This is a genomic window from Ensifer sp. NM-2 (assembly GCF_003024455.1).
Lineage (GTDB): Bacteria > Pseudomonadota > Alphaproteobacteria > Rhizobiales > Rhizobiaceae > Ensifer > Ensifer canadensis.
Map to the genome: position 1 here is coordinate 64,683 of NZ_PVZR01000004.1, position 21,562 is coordinate 86,244.

Annotated in this window: 20 protein-coding genes; 8 read left to right on the plus strand and 12 right to left on the minus strand. The window is 62.7% G+C overall.

All coding sequences use genetic code 11. The features are described from left to right. Nucleotides 1–45: 45 nt before the first annotated feature. Together C6558_RS09850 and C6558_RS09855 are read right to left on the minus strand one after the other, a co-directional pair. Nucleotides 46–1,083 carry a sulfate ABC transporter substrate-binding protein gene (locus tag C6558_RS09850; protein WP_371412252.1) on the minus strand — a complete coding sequence of 346 codons (1,038 nt, stop codon included), beginning with the start codon at nucleotides 1,081–1,083 and terminating at the stop codon, nucleotides 46–48. A 335-nt stretch (nucleotides 1,084–1,418) separates the two neighbouring features. Beyond that, nucleotides 1,419–2,477 carry a D-TA family PLP-dependent enzyme gene (locus C6558_RS09855; RefSeq protein ID WP_057211367.1) on the minus strand — a complete coding sequence of 353 codons (1,059 nt, stop codon included), beginning with the start codon at nucleotides 2,475–2,477 and terminating at the stop codon, nucleotides 1,419–1,421. A 160-nt stretch (nucleotides 2,478–2,637) separates the two neighbouring features. Here C6558_RS09855 and C6558_RS09860 point away from each other — a divergent pair, with 160 nt between their 5' ends. From C6558_RS09860 to C6558_RS09875, 4 genes are all read left to right on the plus strand, one after another. After that, nucleotides 2,638–3,477: a transporter substrate-binding domain-containing protein gene (locus C6558_RS09860; protein WP_025428471.1), complete on the plus strand. Its 840-nt coding sequence runs from the start codon at nucleotides 2,638–2,640 to the stop codon at nucleotides 3,475–3,477. A gap of 72 nt (nucleotides 3,478–3,549) precedes the next feature. After that, complete coding sequence (locus C6558_RS09865) at nucleotides 3,550–4,212, plus strand: amino acid ABC transporter permease (protein ID WP_025428472.1); 663 nt, start codon at nucleotides 3,550–3,552, stop codon at nucleotides 4,210–4,212. A gap of 5 nt (nucleotides 4,213–4,217) precedes the next feature. Then, nucleotides 4,218–4,880 (plus strand): amino acid ABC transporter permease, encoded by a 663-nt coding sequence (locus C6558_RS09870; protein WP_057211365.1) that lies wholly within the window; start codon nucleotides 4,218–4,220, stop codon nucleotides 4,878–4,880. Nucleotides 4,881–4,893: 13 nt separating this feature from the next. After that, nucleotides 4,894–5,664, plus strand: coding sequence for an amino acid ABC transporter ATP-binding protein (locus C6558_RS09875; protein ID WP_057211363.1), 771 nt, complete (start codon nucleotides 4,894–4,896; stop codon nucleotides 5,662–5,664). A 160-nt stretch (nucleotides 5,665–5,824) separates the two neighbouring features. Here the strand turns inward: C6558_RS09875 and C6558_RS09880 are convergent, their stop codons facing one another. The 6 genes from C6558_RS09880 to C6558_RS09905 form a co-directional block, all read right to left on the minus strand. Further along, nucleotides 5,825–6,910, minus strand: a complete 1,086-nt coding sequence (locus C6558_RS09880; RefSeq protein ID WP_025428474.1) for an ABC transporter ATP-binding protein — start codon at nucleotides 6,908–6,910, stop codon at nucleotides 5,825–5,827. Next, nucleotides 6,907–7,842 (minus strand): PfkB family carbohydrate kinase, encoded by a 936-nt coding sequence (locus C6558_RS09885; protein WP_025428475.1) that lies wholly within the window; start codon nucleotides 7,840–7,842, stop codon nucleotides 6,907–6,909. The genes C6558_RS09880 and C6558_RS09885 overlap by 4 nt, the downstream gene beginning before the upstream one ends. 3 nt (nucleotides 7,843–7,845) lie before the next feature. Next, complete coding sequence (locus C6558_RS09890) at nucleotides 7,846–8,871, minus strand: SIS domain-containing protein (RefSeq protein WP_025428476.1); 1,026 nt, start codon at nucleotides 8,869–8,871, stop codon at nucleotides 7,846–7,848. Further along, complete coding sequence (locus tag C6558_RS09895; RefSeq protein WP_025428477.1) at nucleotides 8,868–9,713, minus strand: carbohydrate ABC transporter permease; 846 nt, start codon at nucleotides 9,711–9,713, stop codon at nucleotides 8,868–8,870. The genes C6558_RS09890 and C6558_RS09895 overlap by 4 nt, the downstream gene beginning before the upstream one ends. Beyond that, nucleotides 9,713–10,594: a carbohydrate ABC transporter permease gene (locus C6558_RS09900; protein WP_025428478.1), complete on the minus strand. Its 882-nt coding sequence runs from the start codon at nucleotides 10,592–10,594 to the stop codon at nucleotides 9,713–9,715. The genes C6558_RS09895 and C6558_RS09900 overlap by 1 nt, the downstream gene beginning before the upstream one ends. Before the next feature lie 203 nt (nucleotides 10,595–10,797). Further along, nucleotides 10,798–12,036: an extracellular solute-binding protein gene (locus tag C6558_RS09905; RefSeq protein ID WP_025428479.1), complete on the minus strand. Its 1,239-nt coding sequence runs from the start codon at nucleotides 12,034–12,036 to the stop codon at nucleotides 10,798–10,800. Between the two features lie 231 nt (nucleotides 12,037–12,267). Here C6558_RS09905 and C6558_RS09910 point away from each other — a divergent pair, with 231 nt between their 5' ends. Continuing rightward, a complete protein-coding gene (locus C6558_RS09910) occupies nucleotides 12,268–13,497 on the plus strand; it encodes an ROK family transcriptional regulator (protein ID WP_025428480.1) in 1,230 nt (409 codons plus the stop codon). A 32-nt stretch (nucleotides 13,498–13,529) separates the two neighbouring features. Here the strand turns inward: C6558_RS09910 and C6558_RS09915 are convergent, their stop codons facing one another. Continuing rightward, nucleotides 13,530–14,450: a LysR family transcriptional regulator gene (locus tag C6558_RS09915; protein ID WP_057211361.1), complete on the minus strand. Its 921-nt coding sequence runs from the start codon at nucleotides 14,448–14,450 to the stop codon at nucleotides 13,530–13,532. Nucleotides 14,451–14,575: 125 nt separating this feature from the next. Here C6558_RS09915 and C6558_RS09920 point away from each other — a divergent pair, with 125 nt between their 5' ends. The 3 genes from C6558_RS09920 to C6558_RS09930 all read left to right on the plus strand — a co-directional run bounded on the left by C6558_RS09920 (nucleotide 14,576) and on the right by C6558_RS09930 (nucleotide 16,888). Continuing rightward, complete coding sequence (locus tag C6558_RS09920; RefSeq protein ID WP_107027184.1) at nucleotides 14,576–15,451, plus strand: pirin family protein; 876 nt, start codon at nucleotides 14,576–14,578, stop codon at nucleotides 15,449–15,451. A 93-nt stretch (nucleotides 15,452–15,544) separates the two neighbouring features. Then, nucleotides 15,545–16,171 (plus strand): isochorismate family cysteine hydrolase YcaC, encoded by a 627-nt coding sequence (ycaC, locus tag C6558_RS09925; protein ID WP_025428483.1) that lies wholly within the window; start codon nucleotides 15,545–15,547, stop codon nucleotides 16,169–16,171. Between the two features lie 27 nt (nucleotides 16,172–16,198). Next, entirely contained in the window at nucleotides 16,199–16,888 is a 690-nt protein-coding gene (locus C6558_RS09930; RefSeq protein WP_025428484.1) for an isochorismatase family protein, read from the plus strand. Nucleotides 16,889–16,947: 59 nt separating this feature from the next. Here C6558_RS09930 and C6558_RS09935 read toward each other — a convergent pair whose 3' ends face one another. The 3 genes from C6558_RS09935 to C6558_RS09945 form a co-directional block, all read right to left on the minus strand. Next, nucleotides 16,948–18,207, minus strand: coding sequence for a Zn-dependent hydrolase (locus C6558_RS09935; RefSeq protein WP_038577813.1), 1,260 nt, complete (start codon nucleotides 18,205–18,207; stop codon nucleotides 16,948–16,950). Further along, nucleotides 18,204–18,740, minus strand: a complete 537-nt coding sequence (locus C6558_RS09940; protein WP_025428485.1) for an L-2-amino-thiazoline-4-carboxylic acid hydrolase — start codon at nucleotides 18,738–18,740, stop codon at nucleotides 18,204–18,206. Before C6558_RS09940 ends, C6558_RS09935 begins: the two co-directional genes overlap by 4 nt. Nucleotides 18,741–18,973: 233 nt before the next feature. Then, the gene (locus C6558_RS09945; RefSeq protein ID WP_234907894.1) at nucleotides 18,974–21,535 is read right to left on the minus strand and encodes a fused MFS/spermidine synthase; all 2,562 of its coding nucleotides are present in this window, start codon (nucleotides 21,533–21,535) and stop codon (nucleotides 18,974–18,976) included. Between the last annotated feature and the right edge of the window lie 27 nt (nucleotides 21,536–21,562).

A 21,562-nucleotide genomic window follows, 5' to 3' on the forward strand; every position in this document is an offset into this window, starting at 1 on the left:
GATCGAATGGTCCGGCCGATCTTCTCATGTCATGAACAGGGTCGATTATTGCCCCGGCTTGTAGATCTGGTCGAACACACCACCGTCGCCGAAGAACTTCGGTTGCGCTTCCTTCCAGCCGCCAAAGTCCTCGATCGTCACCAGCTTGAGATCACCGAAGCGAGCGACATCCTTGGGGTCGGCAGCCGCCGGCTTGAACGGGCGATAGTAATGCTTCGCAGCGATTTTCTGGCCGGCGTCGCTGTAGAGGTAACCGAGATAGGCCTCGGCGACCTTGCGCGTACCCTTGGCATCGACATTGCCGTCAACCAGCGCGACCGGCGGCTCGGCCTTGATCGAGATCGACGGCGTGATGATGTCGAAATTATCCGGGCCGAGTTCCTCGAGCGAAAGATAGGCTTCGTTTTCCCAGGCGAGCAGCACGTCGCCAAGGCCGCGCTGGACGAAGGTCGTGGTCGAGCCGCGCGCACCGGTATCGAGCACCGGCACATGCTTGAACAGATCGGTAACGAATGCCTGCGCCTTGGCATCGTCGCCGCCATTGGCCGCACGTGCGTAGGCCCAGGCTGCCAGGAAGTTCCAGCGCGCGCCGCCCGAGGTCTTCGGGTTCGGCGTGATCACCTGGATGTCGTCCTTGACGAGATCGCCCCAGTCCTTGATGCCTTTCGGGTTGCCCTTGCGCACCAGGAAGACGATCGTCGACGTGTAGGGTGCGCTGTTATTTTCGAACTTGGTCTTCCAGTCTGCCGGGATCTTTCCGGTTTCCTTGGCGATCGCGTCGATGTCCGCCTCAAGCGCCAGCGTCACGACGTCGGCCTGCAGTCCGTCGATCACGGAGCGGGCCTGCTTGCCGGAGCCGCCATGCGATGTCTGGATCGTCACGGTTTCGCCGGTGTCCGCCTTCCACTTTTCAGCGAAGGCAGCGTTGAAGTCCTTGTAAAGTTCACGTGTCGGGTCATAGGACACGTTCAGGATCGTCGTGTCGGCAAAAGCCACACTTGCAGCACCAAGCTGCAGGCCTCCGACTACAATTGCCAGTCCCACAATTCCGGTAATTCGTCCAAAGCCCATCTCGACCTCCATCGGTTACCAGATAAAACTATCAATTTAATTGACTGCTTCAACGCAAACTGATGATGCGGGAGGTGGCTATCGGGAAAAGTCCTATCGTTGTTGTGCCTTTTTAAGGAACGGTTTGCCCAACGCCCGTCTGGTCGCCGATCTCCTGTTAGTGGCGAACCGGGCGGAGAATAGCATGAGCCCTTTGACGCGCACATCAAAATTCCGGATGGGCTATGTGATCGGGCGGCCGTATGGACGCGGTTTGGGCACGGGACTGCTAGGGATGCGACCCTTCTGGGACGAAGCGGGGCCTAGGAAAACTCAGCCAAAGAACGGTTGCCGCAGCAACAAACCCGCTAGAGCACGTGGCCACGGGCGACGATCGGCCAGATGGCCTTCGGCTCGTCGCCCTCGACGATATGCACGGCGTCGACCATGTTGGTCACGACGCAGGCATGATTGGGAACGATGCGCAGCTGCTGCCCGACCGTCAGGCCGATCGGTCCGTCGGTCACAAGTCGGCCGTGTTCCTCCGAGAGCTGGTCTATGCGGATGTCGTCGCGGCCAAGCACATGGCCATAGCCGGTGAGGCCTAGGAGGTCGGCGGTCAGAACCTTGCTGCCCGCATCGATGATCGCACGGTGCTCAGAAGGCACCGAGACGACGGTCGCCAGTACGGTGAGGGCGCAGTCGTCCCAGGTTGCGACGCCGCGCGAAACGAGGGAGCGGTCGTTGTAGATATAGGTGCCGGGCCGATATTCGGATGCAATCGGCGCGCCGGCCGAATGCATCATGCTCGGCGTGCCGCCCGAGGTGATCGCAGGCACGGTCAGGCCGTCCGCCTCGATCAGGCGCTTGGCCTCGCTCATGAAGGCCTGAACCTTTGCCTCGCCGGCGATTGGCGGATAGGTCATCAGGCCGGCGAATTCGATACCCTTGGCATCATTGATCAGGCGGGCCAGACGGGCGGCTTCCACGGGCGAAGCGACGCCACAACGGTCCGCGCCGGTGTTGCATTCGACGAACACCCGAAGCGGCTTGCCCTTGGTCGAGAAGTGACGGGAAAGTCCATTGATGACCGTCTCGTTGTCGGCGACGACTGCCAGCGCGATGCGTCCATTAAGGCGCTCGAGCCGGTCGAGCTTGGGCGTTCCGAGAATGTTGTAGGTGATGAGGACATCGTTGATCCGCGCACTACCGTCCACCATCGCTTCAGCTTCGGTCACCTTCTGGCAGGTGATGCCGATGGCGCCGGCGTCGAGCTGCAGCTCGGCCATCTGCGGCAACTTGTGGGTCTTGATATGCGGCCGAACGCGGATGCCGTTGATGTCCGCGTAGTCCTGGAACGTGCGGATGTTGCGCTTGGCGATCTCGATATCGACCAGCACGGCGGGCGTTTCGATCGGCAGGGGCATCGCTCATCACTTCCTTTTGTCGGGCGCGGCACACGGGGAAGCTACATCATCCACCCTTGACAAGTTATGACCGTCGGCATTTCATACGTCAATCCATTATTCAGGATTGTAATACTGTATAATGGAATAATGACGGGAACCCAAAAATGGGAGAATGCAGATGATCAAGACAGTTCTCGCGGCTGCCGCCATCGCAGCCGCCTCCATTACCTTGCCGGCACAGGCGCAGCAGCCAGCGAGCAAACTCGACGAAATTCTCGCGCGCGGTCATCTCGTGCTCGGCACCGGCAGCACCAATGCACCGTGGCACTTCAAGAGCGCCGAAGACAAGCTGCAGGGCTTCGATGTCGACATGGGCCGGATCATCGCCAAGGCGCTGTTCGGCGACCCGGAAAAGATCGAATACGTCAACCAGTCATCAGACGCCCGTATCCCGAACATCACCACCAACAAGGTGGACATCACCTGCCAGTTCATGACGGTGACCGGCGAGCGCGCCCAGCAGATCGCCTTCACCATCCCCTATTATCGCGAAGGCGTCGGCCTGATGCTGAAGTCGGACGGCAAATATGCCGACTATGCGGCGCTGAAGGCGGCGGGTTCATCGGTGACCGTGTCGGTTCTGCAGAACGTCTATGCCGAGGCGATGGTTCATGCGGCATTGCCGGAAGCGACCGTCGATCAGTATGAATCTGTCGACCTCATCTATCAGGCGCTCGAATCCGGCCGGGCCGATACTGTGGCCACCGACCAGTCGTCGCTTGCCTGGTACATGACCCAGAACCCCGATCGCTACAAGGACGCCGGCTATGGCTGGAACCCGCAGACCTATGCCTGCGGCGTCAAGCGCGGGGATCAGGACTGGCTGAACTTCGTCAACACCGCGCTGCACGAAGCCATGACCGGGGTGGATTTCGATTTCTATGCGAAGTCGTTCAAGACCTGGTTCGGCAAGGACCTGACGCCGCCGCAGATCGGCTTTCCGGTCGAATTCAAGTAGGCGCTTCCGTTCGGTCGATCCCGTACTCGTGCGGGATCGACGCCTGTCCTGTCGGCATGGATGGCTGAAGACATGGGTTATCAGTTGAATTTCGCCGCAGTCTGGCGGTCTTTCGACCTTCTGCTCGAAGGTCTGGCTCTCAGTCTCGGCCTCGCCTTCGCGGCGATCCTCGCCGGTTGTCTCATCGGCCTCGTCACCGCCTTCGGGCTGGTGTCGAAGTCCATGGTTCTACGCAAGCCGGCCGGCTTCTATGTGACCGCGATCCGCAACACGCCGATCCTGGTGCTGGTGCTGTTCAGCTACTTTGCCCTGCCGCAGCTTGGCGTCAGGCTAGGTAAGATCGAGAGTTTCGTGCTGACGCTGGCGATCTATTCCGGCGCCTATCTCGCCGAGGTGTTCCGCGGCGGGTTGCTTTCCGTGCCTCCTGGCCAAAGGGAGGCGGGACTGGCGATCGGGCTCACGGAAATGCAGATCCGCACCTCGATTATCCTGCCGCTGATGCTGCGCAATGTACTTCCCTCGCTCGGCAGCACGATGATCTCCCTGTTCAAGGATACCTCGCTTGCAGCCGCGATCGCCGTTCCCGAACTGACCTTCGAGGCGCGCAAGATCAATGTCGAAAGCTTCCGGGTGATTGAGACGTGGATCGTCGCCAGCTGCCTCTATGTCGCCACCTGTTCGCTTCTCGCCGCATTGATGCGCGCGGTCGAGCGCCGACTTGCCGTGCCGAGGTGATCGCCATGGATCTTTCCGCATTCCTCGACCAGCTCTGGATCGCCCGCATCCCCCTTCTCAAGGGTCTCGGCGTATCGGTTTCCATTTCTTTCCTGTCCATCGTTGTCGGGACGGTGCTCGGCGTCTTCGTCGGTCTCGCCCTGACCTACGGCTACAAACCCGTGCGCTTCATCGTGCGCGGCTATACCGACTTCATCCGCGGCACGCCGGTACTGGTGCTGGTTCTCGCCAGCTACTACGTGCTCAGCACCATCGGCATTGATCTCGGGCCGTTCCAGGCCGGCATCCTTGCCCTTTCGGTTTTCTGCAGCTCGCATGTGGGTGAACTGGTCCGCGGCGCGCTTCAGGCGATCCCCAAGGGACAGACGGAGGCGGCCAAGGCGATCGGCCTGACATTCCCGCAGACTTTTGCCTATATCCTTGGTCCTCAGGCTTTGCGGCAGGCCTTGCCGGCCTGGGTGAATACCGCCGCCGAAATGGTCAAGGCTTCGACGCTGCTGTCGATCATCGGCGTCGCCGAGCTTTTGCTGCGCACGCAGGAGCTGATCTCGCGCACTTTCATGAGCCTCGAGTTCTATTTCTTCGCCGGCTTCCTCTATTTTGTCATCAACTACAGCATCGAGCGCTTCGGCCGTTACGTCGAGCGCAAGACAGCCGTCCCATCGTGAGGCACCGGATCCGATGACCCAGGCACTTCTTGAAATCCGCGACCTCCACAAGCGTTATGGCCCCGTCGAGGTGCTGAAGGGCGTCGATTGCACAATGGCGCAGGGCGAGGTCATTTCGATCATCGGCTCCAGCGGCTCGGGCAAGACGACGATGCTGCGCTGCATCAACATGCTGGAGGAGTTCCAGGGCGGGTCGATCCGCATTGACGGCCAGGAGATCGGCTATGACACCGTCGCCGGCGTCAGGCGGCGCAAGCGGGAAAAGGAAATCGCCCGCCAGCGGGCAATGACCGGCATGGCGTTCCAGCAGTTCAACCTCTTTCCGCACATGAGCGCGGCGAAGAACGTCATGCTCGGCCTTATCAAGGTGCGCGGCATGGGGCGGGACGAAGCACTGTCGGTGGCCGAGAAATGGCTCGACCGGGTGGGGTTGCTCTCGCACAGGGATCATTATCCCGGCCAGCTTTCGGGCGGTCAGCAGCAGCGCGTAGCGATCGCCCGGGCGATTGCCATGAACCCGAAGCTGATGCTGTTCGACGAGGTGACCTCTGCGCTCGATCCGGAGCTTGTCAACGAGGTGCTGCAGGTGATCAAGGGGCTGGCGGAGGACGGGATGAGCATGTTGCTCGTGACGCACGAGATGCGGTTTGCCTACGAGGTGTCTTCCCGGGTGATCTTCATGAACCAGGGGCGCATCGGCGAAGAGGGCAATCCGCGGGAGATGTTCCTGAAGCCGCAGACTGAGCGCCTGGCCGAATTCCTGAAAACCTCGTCGTTCAACTGATGCACAAATACCGTTGGCAGGGGCGGTCGTGGCATCCGGGCATGAGGGCCGCGGAACAGTGCTTGCGGCGCCTCCGCCGCAGGTCGACATATCGAACGTCACTTCGCCACTCGCTTTGGGTACGCGATAGGCGCCGGGACCGAGCGAGCCCCTTTCCGCATCAACCGGAAAGCAAGGACCGACCGGTTTCCGGGTCGAACAGATGCAAGGCGCCCTCGTCGAAAGCGAATGTTCGCTCCGCATCGATGGCCAGCTGCGTGCGCGGCGGCAGGCAGGCGGTGATGCGCTGGTCGCCGATGCGCGCCGTCACCACCAGTTCCGGGCCGGTCAGCTCGACAACCTCGACGCGCGCCGTCAGCCGCAGTGCATTGGACTCGGCTGTTGCCAGCCGCAGCGCCTCCGGGCGGATGCCGACCTTGACGCGTTGGCCATTCTGCACCTTGCCATGAAAACGCGCCGGCAGGGCGATCGGCTGGTCGCCGCCTTCCACGCGCAAACTGCTGTCTGATACTTCAGCCTCAAAAATGTTCATCGGCGGCGAGCCGACGAAGCCCGCGACATAAAGCGTGGCCGGGCGATCGTAGATCTCTTCCGGCGTGCCGAGCTGTTCGATGCGGCCGTCGCGCATGACGGCGATGCGCGTAGCAAGCGTCATCGCCTCGATCTGGTCATGGGTGACATAAACAACCGTCGTCTTCAGCAATTGGTGCAGGCGCTTCAGCTCGGTGCGCATCTCCATCCGCAGCTTGGCATCGAGGTTCGACAGCGGCTCGTCGAAGAGGAAAACCTGCGGGTTTCGCACGAGCGCCCGGCCGATGGCGACGCGCTGTCGCTGGCCGCCAGAGAGCTGGCTCGGCTTGCGCTCAAGCAGGTTTTCGATCTGCAGCAGCTTCGCTGTCTCAATGACCGCCTTTTCCCGTTCCGGCGCCGGAACTTTACGCATTTCGAGGCCGAAACCGATGTTGCGGGCAACGCTCATGTTTGGGTAGAGCGCATAGGATTGGAACACCATGGCGATGTCGCGATCCTTTGGGTGCATCCCGATGATCGACCGAGGCCCGATGCGGATATCGCCACCGCTCGGCTCGGCAAGGCCGGCGATGATATTGAGCAGGGTCGACTTGCCGCAGCCCGAAGAGCCGAGCAGCACGAGAAACTCGCCGCTTTCCAGCGCGATGTCGATGCCCTTCAGCGTTTCGACTTCGCCGTAGCGCTTGTGGATGTTGTGGATCTCAAGCGCGCTCATGCGATCGTCTCCTGAAGAAAGGCGGACAAGGGTTTTCCATAGCTGCGCGGCAGCGTCGAGATTGCCTCAGAGGCGATGGTGACGCCGGTGCGAAGGCAGTTTTCCAGCGGCATTCCGGCGGCAAGGGCTGCAAGGAACCCGGCGTTGAACACGTCGCCCGCGCCGATCGTGTCGATCACTTTGACCGTGGGCGCGACGATGGAGACGATGTCTCCGGTCGGGCCGAGGGCAAGGGCGCCGTTCGGCCCGCGCTTGACGACGACGATCGCGTCGGCCGGCATGTGGGACTTGAGCGCGCGCGCTGCCTCTGCCGCATCGACAAGGCCCGTCAGCGTCGTCGTCTCGACCTCGTTGAAGAGCGCGAGCCGACAGCGTTTCAGCCAGCCGATCGTCGCCGCGCAGTTGGCATCCGTCCAGCCGTCGAGCGGCCAGCCGGTGTCGAGTGCCACGGCGATGTCATGCGCCTCGGCCCAGTCGAAGACATCGTCATAGGCGGCGGTCAGCGCGTCGGTGAGGAAGGAGCCGGCAAGCAGCGCCAGACCGCCACGCAGGTGCTCGCCGTCGAGCATTGTCCGGATTTCGTCGAAATTTAAGAGCGGTAGGTGTCCACGGGTGGTGAAGAAGGTGCGCTCGCCGTCCGGATGGGTAATGCCGACCGACAGCGTCGTGCCGACGTTTTCGACCGGCCAGCCACTGGCCCGCTCGGCAAAGGCGTCTTTCAGCCAGGTGCCGAACTGGTCGTTACCGATGTTGGCGGCGATCGCATAATCGACACCGAGCGAATCCCAGGCAAGCGCGCTGTTGCCGGCGCAGCCGCCGACGCGCAGCTCATCGTGATCGACGATGACTTCGGTGCCGGCCTTTGGCCAGGGTGCGGCCGGCCCGAGGATCAGATCGACGTTGACGTTGCCGATGACGACAAGAGGACGCATGCTTCATTCGCTCCGGGTAATCTTGGTCGATCGGACCGGCGTTCCGGCATCGACGACACGCGCCTCGGCAAAGGCGATCATGAACAACTGCGCCACCGGCAGCATCGCAAAGATCGCGGCCATGCCGGCGGCCGGTTTGAAGGAAAGCGTGGTCACGCCAGCGATTGGTGCCTCGCCGGAGGCATCAAAGACGACAACCGGAGAACCGGCTTCGGCTGCGGAAACCGCCATGACGCTGACGAGGCCGGCAGTTGCATCGGCGGCGCGAAACAAGACGACGCCGACCGACGGGCCGAGCATTTCCATTGGCCCGTGCCGCAGCTGCCCGCCTTCGAGCGAGAAGCAGGGCAGCCGGGACAACTCGGTCAGACCGAGCCCGATCGCTTCGGCAAGTCCCTGAAGTTGGCGGCCGGACGTTACCACGGCGCGGACATCCGCAAGCGCTGCGAGCGCCGACGTTGTGTCGGGCGTCTGCGGTGCTTCGATCGCCTGCAGTGCCGCGGATGCGTCGTCTCCGAGGGCGGCAAGGATCGAGAGGTGCAGCGCGAAGCTGATCGTCAGGCTGCGTGTCGCGGCAAATGCCTTTTCGGTGCCACCGACCCCGACCAGCGATGGGGCGCTGCGGGCCAAGAAGGAACCCTCTTCGAGGGTCAGGCCGAAGGTGTCGCCGGTCGCCCCATTGGTCTCGGCGAACCAGCGCAGAACTTCCGCACTTTCACCGGACTGCGATGTGACGAGGATCGTCTTGCCTTCGATCGCCAGCGGCTGGCCCAGCTGTTCGGACAGCGGCAGCGCGATAGCATCGATGCCGTGGGCCCGGTAGAGCGGTTCGAGCGCGCGACCAACCGCATGCGAGCCGCCCATTCCGAGCAGTAGCAGCTTGCCGGTCGATCTGAGCGATGCAGCGATCCTGCCGGTGAGCGCCTGTGCGGCGTGGAACGAGGCGACGGCGTCTGAAGCCTGACGGGCCATTTCACGGTCGATTGCAATGAGCCCGGCCGGGCGGTTTCTGGTATCGCTCATGGTCATCCCTTGACGCCGCCACTGGTGAGCCCGGAGATCAGGGCTTTTTGCATGATGAGGCCGATCAGCACCGGAGGCAGGGCGGCTAGCACGCCGGCGGTCGCAATCAGTCCGTAGTCGGAAACGCGGCCGCCGGCGAGATCGGCGATGGCGACCGTCAGGGTTTTTGCGCGCAGGTCCGAGGTGAACAGCAGCGCATAGAAGAATTCGTCCCAGGCAAGCAGAAAGGCAAAGAGTGCCGAGGTCGCCATCACGGGGGCGGCGAGCGGCAGGGTGATCAGCCTGAGGATCTGATCCAGCCTGGCGCCGTCGATCATGGCAGCGCTCTCGATCTCCTTGGGAATGGAATCGAAGCCGGACTTCAGCAGCCAGGTGGTGAAGGGCGCAAGGATGGTGAGATAGACGAGTGCAAGGCCGAAGACCGAATTCAACAGGCCGAGAGTGGCAAGGCCCATATAGAGCGGCACCGCAAGCGCCACCGGCGGCAGCATGTAGGTGGCGATCACCGCGTAAAGCGACCAGGAGACGGTGGGCGTGCGCGACACGGCCCAGGCCGAGGGAATGGCGACGGCGATGGCGGCAAGCGTCGCCATGCCGGCGACCTTCAGGCTGTTGAAGAGCGAAGCGACGAAGGCCGCGCCGGCGGTGTTTTCGAGCGTGGTCAGCAGCAGCCCATAGCGCGACAGATCGATCTCATCAGGCCACCAGTTGAGCGGCTTTGCCGAAAGGTCGGCCGCAGACGAGATGCTCATGACGAAGAGCCACACAACAGGCGCCAGGATGACGGCCGTCAGCAACAGGGCGCAGGCGTAGATGAAGGCAGTGAACAGTGGGCTCTGGCGTTCCATCAGGTGGCTCCCGCGGCTTTGCGCACAAGTGCGGCATAGGCGACCGCAAGTACGGTCACCAGCAGTGTGACGATCAGCGCCAGCGAGGCGCCGGACCCTGCCCGCTGAAACGAGAAAGCTTCCTGATAGACGAGGATCGACAGCGTGCGCGTGCTGTTGGCCGGGCCGCCGCGTGTCATGACCCAGATGAGGTCGAAGACCTTGAAGGCTTCGATCGTGCGCAGCACCAGCGCCACGAGCAACGGGCCGGCGAGATAGGGCATGATGACATAGCGGAAGCGGTTGAACGGGCCTGCGCCATCGACGAGCGAGGCGGCCGTGATGTCGCGCGGCACCGCCTGGAGAGCTGCAAGCGCGATCAGGGCAACGAGCGGAAAGTTCTTCCAGCAGTCGGCGACGATCAGGGCTGTCAGCGCCGAGCCAGGCTCGCCGAGCCAGGAGCGATAGCTGTCGATCAGGCCGATCTGCGTCAGGGCCGCGTTCAGTGCACCATATTCCGGATTGTAGATCAGCCGCCACAGCGTCGCGTTGACGACCGTCGGCAGCGCCCAGGGCAGGATCATCAAGGCGCGCAATGCCGTGCGGCCGCGGAATTGCTGATTGAGCAGCAGGGCCGCCAGCACGCCGATCACCATTTCGGCGGTCACCGAGACAACCGCAAACCATGTGGTCGTGACCAAGGCCCGCAGGAAGTTCGAACCGCCGAGCACCTTGGCATAGTTGTCGAGGCCGACGAAGCTGCCTTCGGTGCCGACGAGCTTTGCGTCAGTGAACGAAAGCCTGACGGTGTCGACCAACGGCCAACCGATGACAGCGATCATGACTGCGAGCAGCGGCAGCATCAGCAGCCACGCGCGTGTTGTTATCCAGGTACCGGACATGGGATGGAAACCTTTTAGGCCATCTACAGCGCCGCGCATCAGATATGACGCGCAAAGCACGCTGTAGCGCTTTAAACCTGCCGCATAATTCCTTAAGTCGATTCCGATTTAAGGAATTATGCCGTGGGCTCATGCTATTGCCGGTGAAACCGTTCCGGCAAGTCCCGGGCGGCAGGGCCACCCGGGAGGTCGAAGCCGTGGGATCAGAGACCGCTGTTTTCGGCGGCGGTCTTGAGTGCATCCTCGGCGGAGGCCTGTCCAAGCAACGCTTCCTGGATCGCCTGCTGCAGGGCTGTCGAAAGCTCCTGGTACTTCGGCGTCGTCGGGCGCGGATACATGGCGGCAAGGCCGAGCTTGGCGGCGGCGATCAGCTCTTCCTGGCCCTTGGTGACATTGGCGTCTTCATAGGACGAGGCCCAGATCGGCAGGCTCAGCTTGGCATAGGCATTCTGCGTCGGCTGCGATGTCATGTGGACGATGTACTTCCACGCTTCGTCCGGGTGCTTGCTGGTCGAGGTGATGCCGAGGCCCATCGACCCGTTGACGGCCGACACCTCGCTCTTGCCCGCAACACCCGGTGCCGGCACGACGCCGACCTTGCCGGCAACCTTGCTTTCCTTCGGGTCGTTGGCGAGGTTGTACATGTAGGTCCAGTTGAGCGCGAAGGCTGCTTCACCGTTCTGGAAGACCTTGCGAACGTCTTCCTCGAGGAATTCCTTCGAGTTCGGATTTGTCAGGCCCGAAGAATAGCTCGTGACCATGTAGTTGAGCGCGTCGAGACCGCCGCCGGACGTGAAGGCAGGCTTGCCGCCGTCGATGAACTTGCCGCCATAGGCGCTAACAAGCGTGGTGTAGTCGCAGATAGCGGCTTCGGCCTGCGACCAGCTCCAGGCGATAGGCGTTGCGAGCAACCCCTTGTCCTTGATGATCTTGGCCTGTTCCGTCAGTTCGTCCCAGGTTTTCGGCGGCGCCTTGATGCCGGCCTTCTCGAGGATTTCCTTGTTGTAGAACAGGTATTTGGTATCGAGGATCCACGGCATGCCGTAGCGCTTGGCGTCATATTCGACCGTGGTCCAGGCGCCCGGCAGCACGCCGGATTTCATCTCGTCGGTGATCCGGTCGGAGACATCGACCAGCACCTTGTTGGCGGCGTATTCGGCCGGCCAGATCACGTCGAAGAGCACGACGTCGTAACCGCCGCCGGAGCCTTGGGCCAGCACGGTCTTGTCATGCAAGCCTTCGTAAGGAACGAATTCGAGGTTCACCTTCACATCCGGGTTGGCCTTGGTGAAGGCCTCGGTCATCGCACGCACGTCGGCTTCGCTATAGGCCGCCTGCGCCATGAACAGCGCATTGAGTGTGGTTTCAGCATAGGCGTGGCCGGCAAAGGACAAGCCGAGCAAGGTTGCGCTGAGCAACGTGGTTTTAATGGATTTCAACATTCCTGCCTCCAATAACTGAGCGGTTCAGTTTTGCCGATACACCTCCCCGGTGCACCGAATATAAGAAATCCGCCCGCTTGCGGACGGCCGTCGACATATCTATCGGAGCGCTGGTGACGACCTTTGGCCATGACCTTCGTTCCCCTGGAGCTCTTTGCGGCTCTCAATTAAGTCAATTGTCTTGACTTATTTCTTGTTCAATATTCTAACAGTGTCAAGAGGGTTTTGAGGATGAATGATTTACGCCCGATCCGGGCAAAGAGCGGCACCAACCAGGAAGGGGCGAGCGCCCACAACCGTCGTGTCATGATCGACGCGTTGCGGTTGAACGGGCAGCTGTCCCGCGCCGATCTTGCCCGTGCGACGGCGCTGACGAAGCAGACGGTTTCAAACATCATCGAAGAGCTTGAGCGTGACGGGCTGGTTCAGTCGCTGGCAGTCGTTCGCAGCGGCCGGGGACAGCCGTCAACGCCCTATCGTCTGGTTGCCGAGGGCGCCTTCGCGATCGGCCTGCAGATCGACAGGCACGTCACACGCACCATCGCCGTCGACCTGGTGGGGACGGTCCTGGCGCGCCGGGAGGCCAACCTTCCGGCGGGCGGGCCGGCGACCGGCGTGAAAACCATTCTCGACCTGATCGAAAAGACCCGAAGCGACCTGGCGTCGATCGCGCCGCAATCGGAGGATCGCCTCGTCGGGCTCGGTGCGGCGATGCCCGGTCCCTTCGGTATCGACGCCGACGCTGACGATCCCTGGATGATGGCGGCGTGGCAGAATTTCCCGCTGCTCGAAACGCTTGCTGCAGGCACAGGTCTCGATGTCGGCCTGCAGAACGACTCGGCCGCTGCAGCGACGGCCGAGCGCCTGGTCGGCGCCGCCCATGGCGTCGATCACGCGATCTGCATCTATCTCGGCTACGGCCTTGGCGCGGGGCTGATCCTCAACGGCGAGCTTTATCGCGGTGCCAATGGCAATGCCGGCGAGATCGGCATGATTCTCAGCCTGCCGCGCGGTGCTGCCGAGCATGAGCGCACCCCGCTTGAATACCGCGCGTCGATCGCCTCTCTGTGCAAGCTACTCGCGCTCGATCCTGCCGATCCGGACCTCTATGCCCACATTGATGCGGCCGTGGAGAGTGAAGATATCAGGTTGCCCGGTTGGCTGGATGCGGCCGTCTACGAACTGCGCGCGGCTGTCCAGGCACTCGAAACCATCTTCGACCCGCAGACGGTGATCCTGTGCGGCGGGCTTCCGCCCGGCCTGGCGCGGCTGGTCACGGATGCGATGCAACCGCTGCTTCCGTCACTCGCCGATCGCCGTGATCGCAGTCTGCCGCGCCTGCAGGTCGGCTTCACCGATCCCTGGGCGGTCGCGATCGGCGCTGCCGCCGAGCCGATCAGCCGCACATTTGACCCGCGCTTTTCGGCAATCCTGAAGACCCGCGCCGCCGACCATTCCTGAGGCTGCGGCTTGCGGCGCGTCATCGGCGCCGATCAGGTCCCCGGCTCGTCAAGGCGTGCAAGTTCGGCATATTCGGCCGCGAGAAAGTCGAGCAGAGCCCTGACCGAGGGAAGCAGGCCGCGCCGCGATGGAAAGGCTGCGTGAATGATGCCTGATCGGGGCGCCCAGTCGGGCAGCACGTCGACCAGCGTTCCGTCCTTCAGGTCCTGCCTGACGACCATGGTCGGCAGCTGGGTGACGCCGACGCCTTTCAGGGCGGCGAGGCGCAGGGCCACCATATCTTCGGTGACAAGCCGCGGGTGATGGCGGACAATGGCATTGGCACCATCAGGACCGTCCAGACACCACTCATGCTCCTGCCGGTTGGAATTCCATGCCAGGCTCGGAAGGGCCGTGAGATCGGCGGGCTTCAGCGGTCGTGCATCCTGACCGAGCAGTCCGGGGCTGGCGACCAGGCGCTGCCCGCTTTCAGCCAGCCTCTTGATCACGAGATCGCTCTCCTCGAGCGGTGGAAAACGAACGCGGATGGCCACGTCTATGCCTTCGCGCAGCACATCCACTTGCCTATTGGTGCTTTCGAGCACCACCTCGACCTTCGGGCAGCCGGCCATGAAGCGGGCAATCATCTCGCCGACCTGGAAATAGAGGACCGAGGAGGGACAACTGACATGCACGACGCCCTGCGGTTCGGAGCGCATACGGTCGATCACCTCCTGCGCGGCTTCCGCCTCGACCAGCATCGCCACACAATGGCGATAGTACTCCCTGCCGATATCCGTCACGACGAAGTGGCGCGTCGAACGCTGAACAAGGCGGACGCCAAGCTGTTCTTCCAGCAAGCCGATGCGGCGGCTCAGCCGCGAACGCGGCATATTGAGCTTGCGCGCGGCCGCAGCAAAACCGTTCTGCTCGACGACATCGACGAAAAGCTTAAGATCGTTCAGGTCCTGCATGGCGGATGATTGTCCTATTGATAGGACACTATAGTCCGATTTGGCTGTCTACCGCCAGATTTGTCGCGAGAATATGTTCCTCCCAACGTCATCGCTTGCAAGGCGATGCACAAGGAGAAACACCAATGCGCAAGATACTCGGCATTTTTGGAAACGCCCGGCAGCACTGGGTTGGCGATGGTTTTCCGGTCCGTTCGCTGCTGTCCCATGACAGCGTCGGCGAACATGCAAGCCCGTTCCTGCTGCTCGACTATGCAGGCCCGACAGAATTTGCACCGGACAGCCGGCCGCGTGGCGTCGGCGTGCATCCGCATCGCGGCTTCGAGACGGTGACCATCGTCTATCGCGGCGAAGTGGATCATCGCGACTCGGCAGGCAATGGCGGCCATATCGGTCCCGGCGACGTGCAATGGATGACGGCCGGCGGCGGCATCCTGCACGAAGAATACCATTCCGACGCCTTCACCAAACAGGGCGGGACGCTGGAGATGGTCCAGCTCTGGGTCAACCTGCCGGCGCGCGCCAAATCCGCAAAGCCTGGTTACCAGGCGCTGGTCAACGGCGACATTCCGACGGTGACGCTGCCGGAGGATGCCGGGACGTTGCGGGTGATCGCCGGCGCGTTCGACGGTCGCAATGGACCTGCGAAGACATTTACCCCGATCAATCTTTGGGACCTCCGCCTGAAACGGGGTGGCTCTCTTGCACTCGACCTGCCTGAGAGCCATTCGGTCGGCCTGGCGGTGCTACACGGCACCGTGCTGGTGAACGGCAGCGATCTGATCGGCGAAGCCCAGTTCGGCCTCCTCGGCCGCGAAGGCGGCGCCATTACGCTCGACGCCAGCTCCGATGCGACCGTTCTCGTCTTGAGCGGCGAGCCGATCGATGAACCCGTGGTCATGCACGGCCCCTTCGTGATGAACACGGTCGACGAAATCCGCCAGGCCTTCGCCGACTTCCAGAACGGGCGCTTCGGCGCTGTGTCCGAACCGGCACTTTGAGTTCTCGGGGGCTCGGAACTCCGCGCCGAGCCCATGACGGCCGATCAACGGCCAGAGCACGCGGACATGACGAAAGATGAAGGAGTCTTCACTATGGCAAAAACCTACAAGCGTCTTGACAAGGATCAGGCTGCGGTTCTGCTCGTCGACCACCAGGCGGGCCTGCTCTCGCTGGTCAGGGATATCGATCCCGACAAGTTCAAGAACAACGTCCTGGCACTCGCGGACCTCGCGAAATACTTCAAGCTGCCGACGGTTCTGACGACCAGCTTCGAGGATGGCCCGAACGGCCCGATCGTGCCGGAACTGAAGGAAATGTTCCCGGATGCACCGTTCATCCCCCGCCCCGGACAGATCAATGCCTGGGACAATGAAGACTTCGTCAAGGCGATCAAGGCCACCGGCAAGAAGCAGCTGATCATTGCCGGCGTCGTCACCGAGGTCTGCGTTGCATTCCCGGCCCTGTCCGCCCTCGAGGAAGGTTTTGACGTCTTCGTCGTCACTGACGCGTCAGGCACGTTCAACGAGATCACCCGCCATTCGGCCTGGGATCGCATGTCGCAGGCCGGTGCCCAGCTGATGACCTGGTTTGGTCTCGCCTGCGAGCTGCATCGCGATTGGCGCAACGACGTCGAGGGGCTGGGAACGCTGTTCTCCAACCATATCCCCGACTACCGCAACCTGATCAGCAGCTACACCACCACCAAGGCTTCCCGCTAATTGCGGTCTGGCAACAGGAGAATACCCATGACGAACGTCAACAATGTCGCCAACTTCAACGGCGCTCGCCCGGTCATCGATCCCGATGATGCGGTCATGCTTCTGATCGATCACCAGAGCGGGCTGTTCCAGACCGTCAACGACATGCCGATGCCGAAGCTGCGCGCCCATGCGGCAGCCCTTGCCAGCATGGCGACGCTGACGAAGATGCCTGTGATCACCACGGCGTCGGTGCCGCAGGGGCCGAACGGTCCGTTGATCCCGGAAATCCATGCGAATGCGCCGCATGCCACGTACATTGCGCGTCGCGGCGAGATCAACGCCTGGGACAATCCGGACTTCGTGGCCGCCGTAAAGGCGACGGGCCGCAAGACGCTGATCATTGCCGGCACCATCACCAGCGTCTGCATGGCATTCCCGGCCATCAGCGCCGTCCATGAAGGCTACAAGGTCTTCGCCGTCGTCGATGCTTCGGGTACCTACTCGAAAATGGCGCAGGAGATCACGCTTGCCCGCGTCGTCCAGGCGGGCGTTGTCCCGATGGACACGGCGGCCGTCGCATCCGAGCTGCAGCGCACCTGGCATCGTGACGACGCGCAGCAATGGGCCGAGATCTACACCAAGATCTTCCCGGAATATCAGTTGCTGATCGAAAGCTACCTGAAGGCACAGCAGGTCGAGAAAGAGCACGAGCAATTGGATTCAGCCCGCGGCTGAACCAGCACGCACTGAGAAAACGTCGCCGGCGGGAAAATCCCTGCCGGCGACATCTGTCGTTATTTCAGGTCGATCTGCAGTACCGTCTGCAGCAGGACGTCGGTACCGCGCGCGCATTCCTCAGGCGAGGAATATTCCGCCTCGTTGTGCGACAGCCCGTCCTTGGAAGGCACGAAGATCATGGCCGTCGGGCAGATGCCGGCGATATGGGCTGCATCGTGACCGGCACCGGAGACCACTTCGGTTGCGGAATAGCTGAGTGCCTCGGCGCTGGCACGCACTGCATCGACGATATCGGGATCGAAGACAACCGGCTGCTTCGACCAGATGTGTTTGAGCCCGATCTCGGCATCGATCGCTGCGACAGCCTGCTCCAGCGCGGCCTGCATTTGGTTCAGGCCTGCTTCCGAAGGGTGACGCATATCGATCTGCAATTGCACTGTGCCCGGCACGACATTGCGGGAATTGGGGCCGACCGTGGCAAAGCCTGTTGTCCCGACACCGGGCGAATGACGGCGGGCGATGTCGCGCACGGCAAGCACGATCTCTGAGGCCGCGACCAGCGCGTCGTCGCGCTGCGCCATCGGGGTGCTGCCCGAATGCGCCTCCGTCCCGGTAATGGAGACGTCGAACCAGCGCACGCCCTGCACGCCTGTGACGATGCCGATTTCCGTCGCCGCCGCTTCCAGGAGCGGGCCCTGCTCGATGTGGAGTTCGACATAGGCGGCAAAGCCCACATGTCCGACAGGGATTTCGCCGCGATAGCCGATCGTTTCGAGCGCCGTCTTCACGGTCGTCCCGTCCCGGTCAGTCAGGGCCTCGATCGCTTCCAGGCAGGATGCGCCGGAAAAGACGCCGGACCCCATCATCGCCGGCGAGAAGCGCGAGCCTTCCTCGTTCGTCCAGTTGACGACGGTCAGGCCATGCCGCAGCACTGTGCCGGTCTCCTTCAGCGTGCGGATCAGTTCAACCCCGGCAAGAACGCCGAGGACGCCATCGAACCTGCCGCCCTGCGGCTGGGTATCAAGGTGGCTGCCGACGGCGATAGGCGGCAGTGATGGATCTTCGCCGGGGTAGGTGGCGAAGATATTGCCGATCCCGTCGACGTCGATCGTGCAACCAAGCGAGCGGCATTCGCCGACGAACCAGTCGCGGACCTGCCGGTCCTCTTCCGTCAGTGTCAGCCGGGTGACGCCGCCCTTGTCGGTGCCACCGAAGCGAGCGGTCGTGACGATATCAGCCCATAGCCGGTCGCCGTTGATCCGGGGCATGTTGGTGCCGGCGGCCGGGGTTTTGCTTGGCTGTCCCGCCGTGGTCATTTCTGCTCTCCGGTTGCTTCAGCATTCAGGCGGTAGCGGAAATCGCAATGGGACGCGCCCTGCATCACCGTTTGCGTGCGCTCGAGCGTGATGCGCGGATCGTAGCCGGTGCAGAACACGCCGTCGCGGTTGCAGGAAAGCAGGTGGCCGATATGGCCGAGCCCCATCTCGCGATAGGTCTCGGCGTAGCGACAGCGCTTGACGTTGTAGTGGAATTCGTCGTCGGTCGCCTTCGTCACCTCGATCGTCAGGGCATCATCCTGCGTCCAGAGATCCTGCAACTCCTGGAATGTCCGCAGGTTGGTACCGCCAGGCGTTTTCGCCGCAAACGCCTTGCCGGCCTCGATCGCGGCGCGGCTGACGGCCTTGTCGAGAATAGCCTGGGCGCGCTCCTCGCCGATCTCTTCGCGCATTGCCTCATAGATCGGCGCGATAATGCCCGCCTCTATGCGTCGCCGTGCGAGAATGCCCAACTCGCCTTCCATCGCGGCGCGTGATGTCGCCGCGTCCCCGGTCTTGTCCTCGTTTGTCATGAAGATACCCTGCCTCCCTGTCCAACAGATGGTTGGTTCGATTGAGCGACAGAGTATACCGTGACCGCGGAGACAGGGTTGCAAATCCGTCCCATTCACAAGGGCTGTTGCGCAAATATTTCGCGCCCAGCTGCATTTCTCGCGGAATTATTCTTGGTCGGTTGCGGTTGGCAGCGCGGCTTGCAGGTGCCGACGCAGGGCTTGGAGCCGCATCGATCACCTCAGCCAATCGGTCATCGCTGACTGTTTGAAACGAACCATTTGTAATAGGGATTGGCCGGCTCGACCTGCATCAGCAGCTCCATGTCGCGAGCCCATTCGGCGCGGTAGCCGGCATAGGCATTGAGCGAGGCCTGGTAGAAGAGCAGCAGCCGGTTGTGCGCCTCGGCAATCGATGCTTTCGCTGCGGGGTCGGCGGCAAGGAGCGGGAGTTCCGTCCGCAGGGCGATCAGCGCCGGAAGGGTGCGCTGCAACTCGTCGGGGCGCACCCAGCTTGCATATTCGATCCGAGGCTGGTCGTCGGTCACCGGAAGTGCAGAACCCGCGTAACGTTCCAGCCCCGTGCGGTCCATCATCCAGGTCGCCAGCAGATCCGCGGGGCTGGAAATGCCGACCTCGCCGAGGGCTGCGGCAATCGAGCGCTCTTTCATCCGGTCGGCAATTCGTGTCGCGTCGAGCTGTTGCGGTTCGAGCGAGCCGATGAGCAGCATCTCGTGCAGTTCCGTCGACCAGAGCGTAGCTTCGGGGAAGGTGTCGAGGAAGCTCCTGACGAGGGAGCGGGTGTCTTCGTCGTTCTGGGTTGCGATCGGCAGCCATTGCGCGACCATGCCATTCTCAGCCAGGCGGTCGCGCGCGAGGCGGTAGAAGTCCGACGAGTAGAGATTGACGACGCCGGCCGCCGATGGCGGCGGCGGCTCCAGGGTGATGAGGTCGTAGCGTTCCTGGCTGCGCAGCAGTTCGCGGCGCCCGTCGCGCAGCCGGACCTCAAGTCGGGGATCCTTGGCTGCGTCATAATTGCCCTTGAACAGGCTTGTTGCACGCGCAACGGAGGGCAATAGCTCCGCTGCCACGCGGCGTTCCAGCCCGGGATAGGCGAGCAGCGAGCCGGCGGTAATGCCGGTTCCAAGCCCGATCACCAGCGCCGACTTCGGTTCGCCCTTGTGGATGAGGAGCGGCAACAAAGCCTGCAGCCGCATGTAGCGCAGCGACGGCATGGCATCGCCGGTGTTGGAAACACCCTGGATATAGAGCCGGCGGAAGCGGCGGTCGGCTTGCCCCTGCTCGATAACCGCGACCGTGGCGCCGAGGCCCTCTTCGTAGGAAATGATTCTACCGTCGCTGCGCGACTTCGTCAGCAGAGTGGCGAGCCGGTCCGATGGCACGAGGACCGCAAGCAAAAGCGTGAGGGCGCCGAGCACGGGCACGACCAGGCGAGAGCCGGCAAGCACGCTGCCTTTGCCCCTGAAGATTGCGACAAGGCCGATCACGGCGGCGACGACCGCCAATATGGCAAAGCTGCGGATGATGCCGAGTGCCGGGATCAGCAGAAAGCCCGTGACCAGGGTTCCTGCGATGCCGCCGAGCGTGTTGAACGCCAGCACACGGCCGGTATCGCGCCCGACATGGGCGGGGTTGACCGCAAGGCGCAACGCGACTGGAAAGGCAGCACCGAGGATCAGCGTCGGAACGAAAACGATGCTCAGCGCCGCCACGACAAACCGCGCGCTCATGCCGGCAAAGATGCTGCCCGTCATGGCTGCGACCGTAGCTTCGGCATTCGTCTGCCAGGCGGTGAGCCAGGTGCCGAGCACAGCCAGTTCGAAAAGGGCGACGAGGCCGGCGGCGGTAATCAGCAGGCCGAACGCGGTCCAGGGATCGGCAAGCCGATCGGTCCGCCGCGCAAAGAGTGCTGCGCCCAGCGCAAGGCCGGCAAGGTAGGTGGCAAGCACAACGGAGAAGGCAAAGGAGCGGGTGGAGATAAATTGCACGATCGCCTGCGACCAGGCGACCTCGTAGCCGAGCGCGACGCCGCCGGCGAGCGCGTAGAGAACAAGCGCCAGGCGAGACCCACCTTCGCCAGTGGACGATGCCGGCGATGCGTCCGGCGCGGAGACGGCGAAAGCCGAACTGCGCAAGAAGCCGATAGCAGCGGCGGTTAGCCCGAGAGCGGCGGCGGCAAGGCCGGTGGCCTGGACCCCAAGCGCTGGAATGATGACGAAGGAGACGGCGAGGCAGCCGACGATCGCGCCAAGCGTATTGGCAGCGTAGAGGCGTCCGCCTTTGGTCCCGATCCCGCCGGGAGCCGACTGCAGGCCGCGCAGAAGAACAGGCAGCGTGCCGCCCATCAGAAAGGCTGGTGTGGCGACGAGCAGGATCAGCATCCCCCACGCGACAACAGGCAAGCTCGACTCGATCGAGACGAAGAGAGGCGCGATCCGCGCCAGTGCAAATGTGGCGACAACGCCGAGCAGGGCGACGCCGGTCTCAAGCAGCGCATAGAGGCGCAAGGGACGGTGGGCACGATCACCGAAGCGACCAATGGCGAAGCTGCCGAGGGCAAGGCCGAGAAAGAAGGCGCTGACGCCGGCGCTGACCGCATGGACATCGACACCGGTGACGAGCGAGAGTTGCTTGATCCAGAGAACCTGAAAGATCAGCGCGGCCGCGCCGGAAAGGAAAAGCATGAACCCGGCCACTGCGGGGCTGATGGCAAAGGCCCGTTGCTGCATGCCCTGTCTCTCGTTAGCCCCGTCGACATCGACCGAGCGTACGGGCGCGGAACTCTTTGCGGTCAATCCGGCTCACCATAGATTCTAAATGCA